The organism is Hymenobacter baengnokdamensis, from assembly GCF_008728635.1.
Taxonomy (GTDB): domain Bacteria; phylum Bacteroidota; class Bacteroidia; order Cytophagales; family Hymenobacteraceae; genus Hymenobacter; species Hymenobacter baengnokdamensis.
Map to the genome: position 1 here is coordinate 894,428 of NZ_CP044285.1, position 14,668 is coordinate 909,095.

Here is a 14,668-nt window from a genome sequence, read left to right on the forward strand (position 1 = left end):
GCCTACCGGCCCAGATAGACCATCAACACCGAGACGTCGGCCGGGCTCACGCCGCTGATGCGCGAAGCCTGCCCCAACGTTTCGGGCTGAATCTTAAGTAGTTTCTCGCGGGCCTCGTGGCTGAGCGCGGGCATAGCCCCGTAGTTGAGCCGGCCCTGAATCACGAAGTTTTCCAGCTCGCGCATACGCTGGGCCTGCTGCTGCTCCTTCTGCAAATACGTCTCGTACTTGGTTTGGATGATAGCCTGCTCCTGCGCTTCGACGCTGAAGGCCGCCAGCTTTTCGGCCAGCGCGGGCAAAGCGGCTGCCAAAGCCGGAAGCTCAATAGTAGGCCGGCGCAACAAATTGAGAGCCCGGGTTTTTTCGTGAATCTCGGCCGAGCCGTGCTCGGCTAAAAACCCGTTGATGGCGGCCGGCTCAATGCCGAAGCCCTGCAGTACGTCCAGCACGGCGGCCGTGTCAGCTTCTTTCTGGCGCACGCGCGCCAGGCGCTCGTCGCTGGCCAGGCCCAGGGCGTGGCCCAGCGGCGTCAGGCGCAGGTCGGCATTATCCTGGCGCAAAAGGATGCGGTGCTCGGCGCGGCTTGTAAACATGCGGTAAGGCTCGTCGGTGCCTTTGTTGATAAGGTCGTCGATGAGCACCCCAATGTAGGCCTCGTCGCGCCGCAGCGTAAAGGCCGGCTTGTCGTGGGCACGCTGGTGGGCGTTGATGCCCGCCATCAGGCCCTGGCAGGCCGCTTCCTCGTAGCCGGTAGTGCCATTGATTTGGCCGGCCAGCCAGAGGTTGCGCACGGGCTTGGTTTCGAGGGTGCTGGTGAGCTGCGTGGGCGGAAAGAAGTCGTACTCAATCGCGTAGCCCGGCCGAAACATCTTGGCCTTCTCGAAGCCCGCAATTTCGCGCAGGGCCCGGTACTGCACATCTTCGGGCAGCGAGCTGCTGAAGCCGTTCACGTAGCATTCGACGGTGCTCCAGCCTTCGGGCTCCACAAAAATCTGGTGCCGGTCCTTGTCGGCAAAGCGGTTGATTTTGTCTTCCACGCTCGGGCAGTAGCGCGGCCCCAGGCCCTTGATGCGCCCCTGAAACATGGGCGACTTCTCAAACCCTTCGCGCAGAATGTCATGCACCCGCTCGTTAGTATACGTGATATAGCACGGGCGCTGGCCCGTGAGCGGCGGCGTGTCGAGGTACGAAAAGCGACTGGGGTTGGCGTCGCCGTCCTGCACTTCCATCTTCGAGTAGTCGAGCGAGCGGCCATCGACGCGGGGCGGCGTGCCGGTTTTCATGCGCCCGGCCTCAAAGCCCAGCTCCACAAGCTGCTCGGTGATGCCCCGGCTGTTTTTCTCAGCGGCGCGGCCACCCCCGAAGTTCTTTTCGCCAATGTGAATCAGGCCATTAAGAAAGGTGCCGTTGGTAAGCACCACCGTTTTGCTCCGAAACTCAATGCCCAGTGCGGTGCGAATGCCCACGCAGACGTCGTTCTCCACAATAAGCCCAGTCACGGCTTCCTGCCAGAAATCGACGTTCGGAATCTGCTCCAGCGTCAGGCGCCACGCTTCGGCAAAGCGCATGCGGTCGCTTTGGGCGCGCGGGCTCCACATGGCGGGGCCTTTCGAGCGGTTCAGCATCCGAAACTGAATCATGGTGCGGTCGGTAATGATACCCGACTGGCCACCCAGGGCGTCTATCTCGCGCACTATCTGGCCTTTGGCCACACCGCCCATGGCAGGGTTGCACGACATCTGGGCGATGGTGTTCAGGTTCATCGTTACCAGCAGCACCTGCGAGCCGAGGTTGGCAGCCGCGGCGGCTGCTTCGCAGCCCGCGTGGCCCGCGCCCACCACAATGAGGTCGTATTCAGTATCGGAGAACATAGGAGCTAGCGCTAAAAATTGCCTGATAGAACAATTGCTCCTCAGGACAACAAAAACAGGCTACAAAGTTCGTTATAAAATGGCTAGCTGCCGGTTGCTGTAAAACGGAGTGGCGCTTTTCTGGGTGAGCGAGCAACTCGTTCAATGCCAAAGGGAGCGGTATTCTATTCTACAAGTAAAAATTAATATATAAAAATATTAATTATATTCCCTGGCCTGGTCGCGCTCCTGGCGCTCGGCCAGCAGCGCCGCGGCCTGCCGGTTTACTTCCTCCCAGCTGAAAGGCCGCCACTGGTGCGTGCGGGCATTGAAAACCTCCGTAGCGGCCGCGCAGGCAAATAGCTTATAATCGAACTTGGGGTAGCCGTGCACCAGGTAGCCCGGATAATAGTAGGCCAGCTGCTGCCGGCGGGCGTGCTCCAGCTTGAGCAGCATCAGGTATTTGCCCAGGCTGTGCCGGTGGTAAGCCGGGTCATAAAAATTGACGATGCCCGCGATGCTGTCGGTACCGCGGTCAAAAACGCCGGCGGCAATCAGCTGCTCGCCGTCGCGCACTTCCATAATGCTCGTATCGAATACGTTGTGCGCGCCACCCTCGAGTAGCAGGTCGGCCAGCGAAGGATTGGCTTCAAAGTCAATCGACTGGTGATAGCGGGCGTACAGCGCCTCGTATTCGGGCGTGAGCCGAAACGGCCGGCTGGCAACGCTAAACCGCTCGTTGAGCCGAAATAAGCGGCGCTGCTTGGGGCCATAAGTTACGCGGCTCACTACCAGGCGCAGCCAATGGGTCGTATACAGGCCGGTTTCGAGCGGTAAAAATTCGCACGTGAACAGGTTTTGCCCCATGCGGTAATAGCCCTGCCCCAGGTAATAATCCAGGAAATCGCCGGGCAGGCGGGATAGCGCGACACTCATGCCAGCAAAACGCTCCGCGCCCTAAAATGTGCGCAGCGACAAGCAGTAATCCTCCTTGCGGCGCATGGCAGTCTGGCTCAGCAGGTCTTTGTCGTGGTAGCCCAGCAGGTGCAGCACGCCGTGAATCATGACGCGGTGCAGCTCATCACGAAAGCTGAGGTTCAGGTCTTTAGCATTGTCGGCTACGCGCTCCACGCTAATGAAGATATCGCCCTCCAGTACTTCCGCGTCGTCGGCATTATCAAAGGTGATAATGTCAGTAAGCGTGTCATGGTTAAGGTATTCCATGTTCAGCTTGTGCAGGTACTCATCGGAGCAGAAGATGAACGTGAGCTGGGCAATACGGTACTCATGCACCGCCGCGATGCGTTCAATCCAGGCCACGAGGTCCTCGGCATCGCGCAGGCCAAACTCGGGCACGTCTTCGACGACAAACTCAATGCCGGGGGCCTCAAAGTAGCGCACGCCGGCGACGGAGGCTAGGCTCATGCCGCGGCTTGCTCAGAAGTACCGTTAGTGCCAGCGTGCAGGGCGAAAGTCAGCTCAAGGCGGCGGCCTTCTTTGCTGAACTCCACTTCATCGGCCAGGTGGCGGATGAGGAAGATGCCGCGGCCGCCCGGGTTTTCAAGGTTATCGGGTGCCGTCGGGTCGTCGAGGTTGTTGTAGTCAAACCCGGTGCCTTCGTCTTCAATCTCAAACTTAAGCTGGTCGGGGTTCACATACAGCGACAGGTACACGTTCTTGTCCTTGTCAAACTTATTGCCGTGCCGGATAGCGTTATTCACAGCTTCCGTAACGGCCACCATGATATTGCCATAGATATCGTCCTCAATCTGGAACGTGTCTTTAGAGTTATCAATGAAGCTCTCCACGACGCGGATATTTTCCACGAGCGATGGAATCTGAATTTTAACCTGCTTCATAAGGGGTTTCGAAAGTATAAAGAGAGCGACGCGGCAAAAAAGAAGGGCAAAAGTAGAAAACGATAGCCAAAAAACAGACGAGGCCGTAGCAGGGTGGTTTTCGGCCACTTGGCACAACCCAATCCGAAGTTTGAAGACAGTAACCGGCCTCTACGTAACGAGGGCAGGCGGGTTGCAAAAAAGTTACTTGCTCTTTTGGAAATACTCGCTTACTTTCTGCTGATAGTAAGGCGTTAGCGTAGGTTGCTGTCGACGCAGTATTTCTGTTTGCTGGCTGGGAGCGGCCGCTTTATATTTTTCAAAGGCCGGCGGGAAAACCGGTGGATGATTTTGGGCAGCCTGGGCCTCCCGCTTGGTATCCTGGTCGCGCTCGCGGGCCGACTTCTCGGCTTCGAGCAGGCGCGTCAGTATCTGGCGCTGGCGCTGGATGGTTTCTTCGGTGAGGCGCTTATTGACCAGGTCGGTCTCGGTCTGTTCCATCAGCTTCTTCATTTCGGCGGCGTTGCCGGCCCCGCCCTGGCCGGTTTTGTCGGGGCCGTTGAGGCCGTTTTTACCATCTTTGCCGCCTTCTTTGCCGCCGGGCTTATCGCCGCCCGGCATATTGCCGAGTTGCTGCATTGCCTGCCGCAGCAGCTGCTGCTGGCCGGCCAGGCGGGCCAGCTCCTGCGAGAGGGCGCGGCCGGTTTTGCCGCTCTGCTGCAGCTGCTGAATCTGCTCGTTGAGCTGCTGCTGCATTTTGCCGAGGCTGCCGGGGCCGGGCGAGCCGCCTTTGCCTTTTTTCTTGCCCTTGCCGCTGCCGCTCTGGGGCTGGCCCTTGCCCTGCATCTGCTGCATGTCCTGCTGCATCTGCTTCAGGGCATCGGAGAGCATGAGCGCCAGGTTGTTGATGCTGGTCATGGCCTGCTGCTGGGTGGCAGTGGCGCGGGCCACGTCGCGCTGCTTGATATGGGTAAACGACTCATCCATGCGGCCGTTCATCTCGCCTACCTCACGGGTCACAAAGCTCTGAATGCGGGTTTCCCGCTTGGCCAGGGCATATAGCGAATCCTGAATAATCTGGGCATCGTCGCGCAGCTTGCGCTGCGTCTGGCCGAGCTGCACAAAGCGCGGGTCGGTCTGGTCCACAGCCCGAAAATCCTTCATCAGTTTTTCCTGGTCGAAGCTGAGCGTAACGAGGTTATCCAGAATATCGCGCAGGTCGTCGATGTTCTGCTGCTTTTTCTGCTGCTCATCGTCGCTCATCTGGTCCTTCATCTTCTTGGCCATTTTCTGCATCCGCTGGGCCGCCGATTTCTGGCTCTGACTGGCTTTCTGGTTCTGGTTTTTGCCCAGTTGCTGCTCGCCGTCCTGCATGTCCTGGTCGGTTTGCTGCTGCTCGGGCTTCTGCTCGTCCAGCTCATTCTGGTCTCCCATTTCCTTGTCCTGCTGCTTGAGGTCAGCGAGGTCTTTTTTAAGCTCCTCAAACTCCTGTCGCTTTTCGGCCTGCTCCTTTTGCAATTGCTGGTTATCAGCTTTTTGCTGCTCGGCGCTTTTTTGGTTTTCGGGGTTGCTCTTGTCGTTCTGAGCGGTTCTCTCGGCCAGCTTTTCCTGCTCTTTGGCCAGCTGTTCGAGGCGGTCGGCCGTTTGCTCGGCTTTCTGCTCAAACTGCATCTGCTTAAACATCTCGAGGGCGCGGTCCAACTCTTTTTGCAGGGTATTTTCCTTGTTTTCGAGCTGTTGCAGCAGCTTTTGCATCTCGGCATCGGGCTGCTTCTGCTGGTCGAGCAGCTTCTGCAGCTTGTCGTAAAGCTTTTTGGTTTCGGGGTCGAGCAGGTCGTTCATGAGCTTTTTCAGCTCCTCCGCCTTCTTGGCCAGCTCCTCGCTTTTGGGGTCGAGCTGGTCCTGCTGCTTTTGCAGCTGCTCAAACTGCTTCTGCATCTGCTGCACCTGCTGGTCGAGATGCTGCTTCTGGTCGAGCATATCTTCGAGCTGCTTGCGGTCCTGAAAGCTCATATCCCGCTTGGTTTTGAGCTTGTCCTGGCTTTGGGCCAGCTCGCGCTCCAGCTGCTTGCTTTGCTTGGCCGCCGAGCTCAGCTGGCTGGCTACCGAGTTGGCCTGCGAAGCCAGTTGCTTATCCAGCTCGCGCCGGCTGGGCAGGCGAAACTCCAGGGGCCGCGAGCGCGTGCTTTTGGGTCCGTTAATGCCGTCGTTATCAGTGGCTTCTACAAAGTATTCGAGTCGGTCGCCGGGCTGCATAGCCAGCGGGGCCAGGTTCCAGGTGTACGAGTACGTTCCACCCGCCGCGCTAGGTAGCGCCAAAGGTTTCTGGCTGGTAGCCTGCGGCACTTTGCTCTTGCCCCGGTACACGCTGTAGTGCAGGCGCAGCGCGGTCAGGCCATAGTCGTCGGTGGCCGTGCCCCCCAGGGCCAGGTAGCGCAGCGAAGTCGTATCCGAAAAGGCCTCCACTGTGAGGCTGGGCGGCGCGTCGGGCACCACCGTGAGCTGGTAGCTGATGGGGTTGGCATTGGCGCTGGCCGCGTTGCGCAGCTGCACCAGGTAGGGCTGCGAGCGCCGGGCCCGGCGCTCGGCCACAAAGCTGTCGGCCTGCCGGGTAGCCGGTAGCAGCTCTGTCGGATTGTCGAAGCGCAGGGTCAGGGCCTCGGTGGCCGCCGTACTGAACTCCCAGCGCAGCTCGCTGCCCTCGGGCACGGTCAGGTTGCCGCCGTTACGAATGGTTTCGGCGGCGCGGCCGGTATAAGCCGGATAGGTTACATGCACCGTAAAATCGCGTAAGTCGGGCCGTTCCAGCACCACCAAGTGGTACTCATCCGACACAAACCCGGCCCCGCTGAGCTGAAACGTCACGTCCTGGCTCGGCTGCTCGAAGGTGTAGCGAAACTCATCGGCGTGGCCGGGCACCCTGGTCAGGGGCCGCTCGCTGCCATCGGCCACCAACAGGGTAAGCGCGGCGGGCAGCGCCCGGCCGGCCACGGCAACGTTGAGGGTGAAGCTTTCGCCTTTGAACACCTTCAACTCCTTGTTTTTCAGGATAAAATCGAACGGCGCGGGCCGCGAGTACTGGCGCTTGTAGTGCCAGATGCGGCTGGCCGGCTGCGTAATAAAGCTCGGGAAAAACGCCAGGGCCAGCAGCAGCACGGCCAGCGGCGGCAGCACATACTTCCACAGCGGCCGGCTTTGCTGCTGAATATCAATGCCCTGCGCAAACGACACGCCCTGCAGCTGCGCGGCGCGCTGTTCGAGGCTGGCGAGCAGCAGCTCGTTGCCCCTCGCCTGACCTTGCAGCTGGAGCGCGTTCAGCAGGCGGTCCTGCACCTGCGGAAACAGCTTTCCTACCTGTCGGGCGGCCTGCTCGTCGTCGAGTAGGCGGCGCAGGTTGGCCAGCGCGGCCAGCGGCTGCCACAGCCAGCGGCCAATGGCATACACGGCCAGCGCCAGAAAGCCGAACAGCAGCCCCGCCCGCACCACCGTGGGCAGGTACAGAAAGTACTCCAGGGTGTTGAACACCACAAACAGGCTCAGCAGCAAAGCCGCCGCTACCAGGCTGCCGTGCACCAGCAGGCTCAGGTAAAACTTGCGCTTGTAGGCCTCCAGCTCGGCCCGCACTTGGGCGAGGGCCGGAAAGTCGTTTGGGGAAACCCCGGCTGCCGCAGCCGGCCGGTCCGCTACCATTGTCATAGAAAATAGCCTCGTTTTTGGGCGAGTTCAGCCAAGTTACGGCTGGCCGGGTAACGAGCCGGGCGTGCTACTTGGTTCGCCGGCCCAAACCAGGCGAGCAAGGCGACCCTACTGCTCTACGGCGACTGCAACCAGTCGGCGGCTCCTTCCTCACCAAAGAAAGCTACTGCAAAAGGCCGGCCCGTATACGATTCGACCGATGTGAAGCCCAACTGGGCCATCATAAGCGCATGCAGGTCCGGGCCCACCAGCTAGGCTACGCAAAGGCGACCATCCAAACGGTGCGCCGTAGCGGGGAAGATACTCCGTGAGAAGCCACTGCGTAATCAGCGGGTCGTTGAGCGACCGCCGCCGGATATCTTGCAGCCAGTGCCGGGCACTATGCGCCAGCGCTGCCGCCGTCAGGCGCTCGTACTGGGAGGGGGGCGCGGCTGGGGCGGGCTGGTAGCCCCAGCGACCAATAAGAATTTTTAAGTCCTCCCGATACGACAGGTGCAGCAATTCGGTGGGCGACGAGTAATCCATAGGAAAAAGGGCTGCTACGAAGGTAGCAGCCCGGTGAGCGTTTAAGTTGGTTTGCGCTGCTGGCGCTACTGCTTCACAGGTTGGCCTTTGCCATCAAATAGCAGCTGCATTCGTTGGCTGTTCTCTATGAAAATAGCTTTGTAACGGTCGGCTTCCCCATTAACAATTGAAACGGTTTCCAACCTGGCATTGGGATAGTTTTTGATGACGTAAGCGGTTACTGCCGCAACGCTGGCGTTTTGGGCAGTAGTTGCGGGTATCAGCGGCACGCGCTTGTTGAAAGCTGCCACGTCGGGTGAGTTGACATTGGCCTTCGTTATGACTGATACTATGCCATCCGAAGAAGAATTGCTTAAACCCAACGCTTTACGCTGTGCTGCATTCTTTATTACATCCATGCTTTGAATGTCGTCAGGATTTATTTTGTTAAATTCTGCTTGAGTTGTTAGCTTACCATCAAGGTAATACGTCACATTTTTGGTCATCGGCTTCTGGGCCGGCACTGGGGTAGGCGCTACCTGGGCCCGTGCCCCGGTGTAGCCCAGCGCCAGCGCCATCACGAGGGGCGCGGCCAGCAGGTAGCGGCCCAGCTGGCGGGTAGTAGAAGCAGGTTGATTCAGCATGGTAATCCGGTTTTTGAGGGTGAGAAAGGAAAAGTGAAAAGCCAGCGCCGGGGCCGGTACGCCGCCCGCCTGCTGGCGCAGCAGGCAGTACTGGTAGGCGCGGCGGTCGAGGCCGGTTTGCAGGGCGGCGCGGTCGGCCAGGTATTCGAGGTTGTCGAGCACGGCGCGGCGCAGCAGCCAGGCGGCCGGGTTGGGCCAGGCCAGGGCGGTAAAAAGCTGCGTCAGCAGTACGTCGGCTGTATGCCACTGGCGCACATGGGCTTGCTCGTGGTGCAGGGCTGCGGGGAGGCCGGCCGTATCAGCCAGCGCTGCCTCGCTCAGGTAGATGGTGCTGCCGAAAGAAAACGGGCCCGCCGCGCCGGCCAGTATTCGTACGGGCTGGCCCACTACCCTACCTGGCCGGCTGCGTGCGGCTACCAGCGCCAGGCTTAGCAGCTGCCCCAGCAGCCGCAGCAAAAGAAAACCTGCTCCGGCTAAATATGCATAAAATACTATGTTAAGCCAGCCAATGCCAGCGCTTGCTGGCAGGCTGCTTGCCACCACTATAGCGTCAGGGCTAATGGGCCCGGCCAGCGGCTGCACGGCCCCGGCCGGCAGCAGCGCAGGCATCGGCAAAGCCGGGTAGGCAGCCGCAAACAAGAGCGCCAGCAGTAGATAGGCGCGGTTCAGCCCAAAAAAGGTGAGCCGGCGCAGCAGCCCATAGTAGGCCGCCGCAAACAGCGCCAGCACCACGTTGGCTTTCAGCAGATAAAGCATCAGACTGGCCATCACTACTCGGGCTTTTGCTGTTCGATAAGGCGGATAATCTCCTGCAAATCGGCGGCGCTGACCTTTTCCTCCTTTGCAAAAAAGGAAACCAGCTCCTTGTATGAGTCGCGGAAGTGCTCGCGTACCAGCGCGCCCAGCGAGCGGCGCTGGTAGTCCTCGGCACTTACCAGGGCTGAGTAGCGAAAGGAATTCCCGAGCTTTTCGGCACCTATATACAGCTTGCGCTCCAGGTTGCGTAGCGTAGAAGCCAGGGTGGTGTAAGGGGGGCGCGGCGCGGGCAGCTGCTCCAGCACTTCTTTTACAAAGGCCGGGCCGGTGTGCCAGAGCGCCCGCAGCGCGTCTTCTTCGGGTTGGGTGAGTCGTTCCATAAGCTTATTACGAATTTTTCGTAATGCTACGAATAATTCGTAATAAGAAACTATTTTCCCGGACTATTTTTAGCAGTTGCGCATAAAAAAGCCCTCGCAGCAACCAGCAAGGGCTTTTTTTATAAAAAAATATTTTTCAATGACCACTACCCTCAGGAGCAGCCGGGGCGGCGATAGCCGGCGGCAGCCGCCGCAGGGGCCCGGCCGCCACCAGCAGCGCCACCACCGAGAGCCCCGCTCCTACCAGAAACGGCATCCCCGGAAAATAGAGCGGCGCCCGGGGCCGCGTAAACCAGGCAAACAAGCTCGTCATAAACAGCGGCCCCACTACGCCGGTGGCGCTGACGAGCGAGGTGAGCGCGCCTTGCAGCTCACCCTGCTCATTGGGCGGCACCTGCCCCGAAATGCTGCCCTGCAAAGCCGGCCCGGCCAGTCCGCCCAGGCAGTAGATGCCCGTGATAGCAAACATCATCCAATCCCGGGAGGCGAGCGAATATAGTAAAAAACCTATAATATAAAAAACAAGGCCGATGACGATTGCCCGCGCCGGGCCCAGCCGGGGCATCAGCACCCGCACCAGGCCGCCTTGCACAACGAGGGCACCCAGGCCCACCGCGCCGAGCGAGTAGCCGATAAGCCGCTCATTCCAATGAAACTTAAGGATGGTGTAGAAAGTCCAGACCGACTGCGTGGCCGAGCCAGCCAGATACAGGAGCACCAGGGCCACTACCAAGCCTAATATTTTGGGATATTTGCCCAGGCGTATCAGCGAAGCTACGGCGTTGGCCCGCGCCCACTCAAAAGGCCGGCGGCGCTCCAGGGGCAGCGACTCGGGCACCAGAAACAGGCCGTAGAGGAAGTTGCATAAGCTTAGCCCGGCCGCTACCACAAAGGGCACGCGAGGCCCGAAATGCGCAAACAGCCCACCCAGTACCGGCCCGATAATAAAGCCCAGGCCAAACGCCGCGCCCACCAGCCCAAAGTTCTGGGCGCGCTTCTCGGGGGTGCTCACGTCGGCAATGTAGGCGGTGGCCGTGGTAAAGCTGGCGCCGGTGATGCCGGCAATAGTGCGCCCCACAAACAGCCAGCCGATGCTCGGGGCCAGCGCCAGAAAGATGTAGTCGCAGCCCAGGCCCAGCAGCGAAGCCAGCAGCACCGGCCGCCGCCCAAAGCGGTCGGACAGCCCGCCAATCACCGGCGCAAAGGCAAACTGTGCTGCCGCGTAGGCAAACGACAGCCAGCCGGCGTACTGCGAAGCGCGGCTCACGCCTTCGCCCGTGAGCTGCTCAATAAGCGTGGGCAACACCGGGATAATAACCCCCAGCCCGATAACGTCAATGAGAATAGTGACGAAGATGAAGGCCAGCGCGGCCGGGCGTTTGGGCGACATATACTGCGTAAGTAAGGAGAAAGCAGAAATAAGAAACGGCCGGGCCGGTCGGCCGCTCACGCCCGCGGGTCGGGCGCCAGCAGCCAGTCGATGGCCAGCTGCTCATCCACGAAGCGGTCGGCCACGAAGGGCTTATCGGCGAAGTAAGTGGGGGGCGGAAACGCCGCGTCGGCTGCCGTATCGCGCAGGTACAGCGGGGCCAGCAGGTACGCCAGGCGGGTATGGCCGCCCAGACGCGGCCCCAGCTGCGGCAGCAGCGTGCTCACCATCCACTGTGCGCCAATCTGATGGGTGTTGAGGCGGCGGCGCACGTCGAGCAGCCAGCGGCGGTGGCGGCCCGAGGCCGCCGCGTCGAGCAGGGCCTCGTAGCCGCGCGCCATCTCGGCCAGCTCGATGGGACGCAGCCAGCGCGCCACCAGCACGTCGAGGTCGGCCCGGTAGCTGATAGCCAGAAAATCGTCGAGGTGAGTAGGGTCCATAAAAGCAGCCCGGCGGGCCGGGCAAAGATACCCGCCCGCCCCGTTGCGGCTAAGCGGTGCCATAACCCGGCACTGGGCAAAAGGTAGATGGCCGGCCCGCGCGGACGCTGGTTTCTGACGGCACGAACAATGATTTAGTGAGCAACCCGCTAAAAAATTTAAACCTGATTGTCAGGTAGTCCAGCCCAAATCCGGGTCTTTTACCCAGCGGCTGCTTGCGGGGGCACATTTTTTAGCTACCTTTGTACTCTCAAACATTGCGGGGTGGAGCAGTTGGTAGCTCGTTGGGCTCATAACCCAAAGGTCACTGGTTCGAGTCCAGTCCCCGCTACTAAAAAGGCCGTTTCTGATTCAGAAACGGCCTTTTCTTTTATCCATAGGACAGTTTTTAGGACAAAATGTGACGACTGGCTTTCTGCGCAGGACAGTTAGCAAACTCAGCTTGAACGTAGGCGCCGCGTACCTTTGGCCCAGCCGAAAGGTTTGTAGTTGCCAGCTCAACCTACGGTAAGGGCCGCTATGTCGAAAGACGGGCGGCCCTTTTTTGTGGCTTACTAGTCATGCTTAGCAAAGCAACTGAGAGAGTAGTTTTTACAGTTTGCTGGCAGAGCTGTTCCTGACTTGGAGAGCGATACGGTTTCGCTTTGTAGTCTAAACAGTCCTATGCAAAAACTGCCCCCAATTACCAAATATTCTCCAATATGCTGCGACCCGCATCTTTACGACGCGACCGGACGATACTCTTACTGCAGTACCTACTACTACGGACCTAATGACAACCCTGTGCGTTGCGAGGCACATACGGTGCATACAGTTATCATAAGAGTGCCAGATGGCAGTTCAGAAGATGTACAGTGCTGGCCAATAGTCGAACTGGTAAAGTGTAGCAAGTGCCTAGCTATCTACGCTGAACAGATGGCAAACTAAATAGAAAGTCCTGCCAGCACTCGCCAGCGGGGCTTTTTCATTACCCACGCTTCTTGGGTTTCGCCTGTGCCAGCGCCGTAGCGGCTAGCCGCCGGGCGATACCTGAGGAGTCGGGGTCGTTGAGCACTCGGCTGGCGAGGCTAGCCATTTTGGCGGATGTGGTTTTGTTGCTGGCCATGACGGAACAGGGGTTTAGTGGAACCATGCCGCAAGGGTAGCGGGTGTACCCACGGAGCCAGAAATGGGTAAAAGAGGGAGAAGCCCGGCAGGCTGTGCAGAAAGCGGCGTAACTTGGAGATTCGTTTGCTCCATACCTTTACGAAACATGAAAACACTTCTACTCAGCACTCTACTACTTGCTCCCGTCTACGCTTTTGCCCAGAGCGTGGGTATCGGCACCACCACGCCCACCGCTTCGGCGGCACTCGAAATCAAGAGCACCAGCCAGGGCCTGCTGCTGCCGCGCCTGACGCTGGCGCAGCGCACGGCCCTCACCAGCAGCAGCACCGCCCCGCCGGTGCCGGGCTTGGTTATCTACCAGACCGATAACACCCCCGGCCTCTACGCCTACGACGGCGCGACCTGGGTGCGCCTCGGGGCCGATAACCTGGGCAACCACACCGCTACCCAAACCCTCGACTTGAACTCGCAGCGTCTGCTGGGCAACGTGGGCACCTCCCTGGGTGACTCCACCGCCCAGGTCGAGCTTAACGCCAGCGTGGGCACGCAGAGCGCCGCGCTCATCACGCGCAGCACCTTCGGGGCGAAGTACACGCGCGCCATGCTCTCGGGCTACGGCAAGCTGCCCGATGGCACCCCCACGGCCAACGACTTCGGCATCTGGGCCACGGCTTACCGCGGCGGCGGGTGGGCAGGCTTTTTCTCGGCCGGCAGCACCACCACGCCCCTGCGCTGGGTGGGCATCTGCCAGAACCCGGGCTACAACAACACCGGCTCGGCCATTCGCATCGTCGATGGCACCCAGGGGGCGGGCAAGGTGTTGACCTCGGACGGCAGCGGCTACGGCAAGTGGCAGTCGCTGCCGCCCGTTACGGCAGCCGGCGGCAACTTCAACCTGGGCCCGTACTACCTGGTAGGCAACGGCGGCAGCACGGGCATTGCCATTAGCAGCGCGGGCGCGGTGGGTATCAACACCACCACGCCCTACTCACAGCTGGCCAACACGGCCACTAACATCATCGGCAGCGATGGTGCCGGCGGCAACCCCGGCTCGCTGACCTGGGCCGCCAACCAAGCCGGCTATGCGAGCATGTTCTACAACGCCGGCACGGCGGCCAACTCGAACGGCTTAGCCGTCAAAATAGCCGCCACTGGCACCGCCGCCGCCCTCGACGTAAGCCAGGGAATTACCCAGGACGTGGCGGGCGCTCCGCTGTTGCGGGTGCTGGCCAACGGCAACGTGGGCATCGGCGTTGCCACGCCCGTGACCGGCGCCAAGCTGCAGGTGAATGGCATTGCCCTGGTGGGCGGCGGCACGGTACCCACCACCGTCAACGCCACGGGCCTGGGCTGGAACGCGGTGAACGTGAATGCGGGCGAAAGTGAGTTCTACAACTACCGGGGCTCGGGCAGCGGCGGCTTCCGCTTCTTTTCGGTGGGGGGCACGGGCACGCCCACTACCAGCAATAACATTGCCTTTATCAACGGCAGCACCGGGGTGTACACGACTCTGTCGGACCGGCGAGTGAAAACCAACATCGCCCCGCTGGACCAGGGCCTGCGCACGGTGCTGGCCCTGCGCCCGGTGTCCTACGACTTCCACACCAGTCGCCGCCTCCAGGACGGGCAGGTGACTTTTCTGCCCGACGATAAGCCGGTGCGGGCCCTGGGCTTCGTGGCCCAGGACCTGCTGCAAGTGGTGCCCGAGGCCGTGGAAAAGCCCGCCGACGAGCGACGGGAGTTCTACACCGTGTCCTACTCCACCCTAGTGCCGGTGCTCACCCAGGCCATTCAGGAGCAGCAGGCCCAGATAGAGGAGCTGAAAAAGCAGAACGCTGCTCTTAAAGCCCAAGCTGCCGCCGACAAGGCCCAGGCCACGGCCACCTTAGAAACCTTCGAGGCCCGGCTGCGGCGGTTGGAAGCGGGCACGGCCCAGGTACAGCGCTAGTTCTTACACAGGCTAGCGTCTGTGTCGCCTCTCAAGTGATATAAAATAGCCCCGACCTACCCAGGCCGGGGCTATT

General features: G+C 60.4%; 11 protein-coding genes and 1 tRNA gene. 2 read left to right on the forward strand and 10 right to left on the reverse strand.

Annotated elements, in window-relative coordinates:
* Positions 1-2: 2 nt before the first annotated feature.
* The 9 genes from mnmG to F6X24_RS03785 all read right to left on the reverse strand — a co-directional run bounded on the left by mnmG (position 3) and on the right by F6X24_RS03785 (position 11,600).
* On the reverse strand, positions 3-1,871 hold the full coding sequence (mnmG, locus tag F6X24_RS03745; protein WP_151086684.1) for a tRNA uridine-5-carboxymethylaminomethyl(34) synthesis enzyme MnmG: 1,869 nt from the start codon (positions 1,869-1,871) through the stop codon (positions 3-5).
* Between the two features lie 198 nt (positions 1,872-2,069).
* Complete coding sequence (locus F6X24_RS03750; protein WP_229725330.1) at positions 2,070-2,786, reverse strand: GNAT family N-acetyltransferase; 717 nt, start codon at positions 2,784-2,786, stop codon at positions 2,070-2,072.
* Between the two features lie 21 nt (positions 2,787-2,807).
* On the reverse strand, positions 2,808-3,275 hold the full coding sequence (ybeY, locus tag F6X24_RS03755; protein ID WP_151086685.1) for an rRNA maturation RNase YbeY: 468 nt from the start codon (positions 3,273-3,275) through the stop codon (positions 2,808-2,810).
* Positions 3,272-3,709 carry an ATP-binding protein gene (locus tag F6X24_RS03760; protein WP_151086686.1) on the reverse strand — a complete coding sequence of 146 codons (438 nt, stop codon included), beginning with the start codon at positions 3,707-3,709 and terminating at the stop codon, positions 3,272-3,274. The genes ybeY and F6X24_RS03760 overlap by 4 nt, the downstream gene beginning before the upstream one ends.
* A 183-nt stretch (positions 3,710-3,892) precedes the next feature.
* The gene (locus F6X24_RS03765; protein ID WP_229725332.1) at positions 3,893-7,384 is read right to left on the reverse strand and encodes a DUF4175 family protein; all 3,492 of its coding nucleotides are present in this window, start codon (positions 7,382-7,384) and stop codon (positions 3,893-3,895) included.
* A gap of 590 nt (positions 7,385-7,974) precedes the next feature.
* Entirely contained in the window at positions 7,975-9,288 is a 1,314-nt protein-coding gene (locus tag F6X24_RS03770) for a M56 family metallopeptidase (RefSeq protein WP_191906447.1), read from the reverse strand.
* A 14-nt stretch (positions 9,289-9,302) separates the two neighbouring features.
* Entirely contained in the window at positions 9,303-9,668 is a 366-nt protein-coding gene (locus F6X24_RS03775) for a BlaI/MecI/CopY family transcriptional regulator (RefSeq protein ID WP_151086688.1), read from the reverse strand.
* 136 nt (positions 9,669-9,804) lie between these two features.
* Complete coding sequence (locus F6X24_RS03780) at positions 9,805-11,058, reverse strand: TCR/Tet family MFS transporter (RefSeq protein ID WP_151086689.1); 1,254 nt, start codon at positions 11,056-11,058, stop codon at positions 9,805-9,807.
* Positions 11,059-11,114: 56 nt separating this feature from the next.
* Complete coding sequence (locus F6X24_RS03785) at positions 11,115-11,600, reverse strand: hypothetical protein (protein ID WP_151086690.1); 486 nt, start codon at positions 11,598-11,600, stop codon at positions 11,115-11,117.
* Between the two features lie 195 nt (positions 11,601-11,795).
* Here F6X24_RS03785 and F6X24_RS03790 point away from each other — a divergent pair.
* Positions 11,796-11,868, forward strand: a tRNA-Met gene (locus F6X24_RS03790).
* Between the two features lie 636 nt (positions 11,869-12,504).
* On the opposite strand, the gene F6X24_RS18860 is transcribed toward F6X24_RS03790, so the two are convergent.
* The gene (locus tag F6X24_RS18860; RefSeq protein ID WP_191906554.1) at positions 12,505-12,669 is read right to left on the reverse strand and encodes a hypothetical protein; all 165 of its coding nucleotides are present in this window, start codon (positions 12,667-12,669) and stop codon (positions 12,505-12,507) included.
* A gap of 120 nt (positions 12,670-12,789) precedes the next feature.
* On the opposite strand from F6X24_RS18860, the gene F6X24_RS03795 reads away from it, so the two are divergent.
* The gene (locus tag F6X24_RS03795) at positions 12,790-14,592 is read left to right on the forward strand and encodes a tail fiber domain-containing protein (protein WP_191906448.1); all 1,803 of its coding nucleotides are present in this window, start codon (positions 12,790-12,792) and stop codon (positions 14,590-14,592) included.
* The last annotated feature ends 76 nt before the right edge of the window (positions 14,593-14,668 follow it).

Excerpts from the sequence above, each read along its gene's own strand:
- mnmG (WP_151086684.1), bottom strand. The coding sequence starts at position 1,871 with ATGTTCTCCGATACTGAATACGACCTCATTGTGGTGGGCGCGGGCCAC.
- F6X24_RS03750 (WP_229725330.1), bottom strand. The coding sequence starts at position 2,786 with ATGAGTGTCGCGCTATCCCGCCTGCCCGGCGATTTCCTGGATTATTAC.
- ybeY (WP_151086685.1), bottom strand. The coding sequence starts at position 3,275 with ATGAGCCTAGCCTCCGTCGCCGGCGTGCGCTACTTTGAGGCCCCCGGC.
- F6X24_RS03760 (WP_151086686.1), bottom strand. The coding sequence starts at position 3,709 with ATGAAGCAGGTTAAAATTCAGATTCCATCGCTCGTGGAAAATATCCGC.
- F6X24_RS03765 (WP_229725332.1), bottom strand. The coding sequence starts at position 7,384 with ATGACAATGGTAGCGGACCGGCCGGCTGCGGCAGCCGGGGTTTCCCCA.
- F6X24_RS03770 (WP_191906447.1), bottom strand. The coding sequence starts at position 9,288 with ATGCTTTATCTGCTGAAAGCCAACGTGGTGCTGGCGCTGTTTGCGGCG.
- F6X24_RS03775 (WP_151086688.1), bottom strand. The coding sequence starts at position 9,668 with ATGGAACGACTCACCCAACCCGAAGAAGACGCGCTGCGGGCGCTCTGG.
- F6X24_RS03780 (WP_151086689.1), bottom strand. The coding sequence starts at position 11,058 with ATGTCGCCCAAACGCCCGGCCGCGCTGGCCTTCATCTTCGTCACTATT.
- F6X24_RS03785 (WP_151086690.1), bottom strand. The coding sequence starts at position 11,600 with ATGGCACCGCTTAGCCGCAACGGGGCGGGCGGGTATCTTTGCCCGGCC.
- F6X24_RS18860 (WP_191906554.1), bottom strand. The coding sequence starts at position 12,669 with ATGGTTCCACTAAACCCCTGTTCCGTCATGGCCAGCAACAAAACCACA.
- F6X24_RS03795 (WP_191906448.1), top strand. The coding sequence starts at position 12,790 with ATGAAAACACTTCTACTCAGCACTCTACTACTTGCTCCCGTCTACGCT.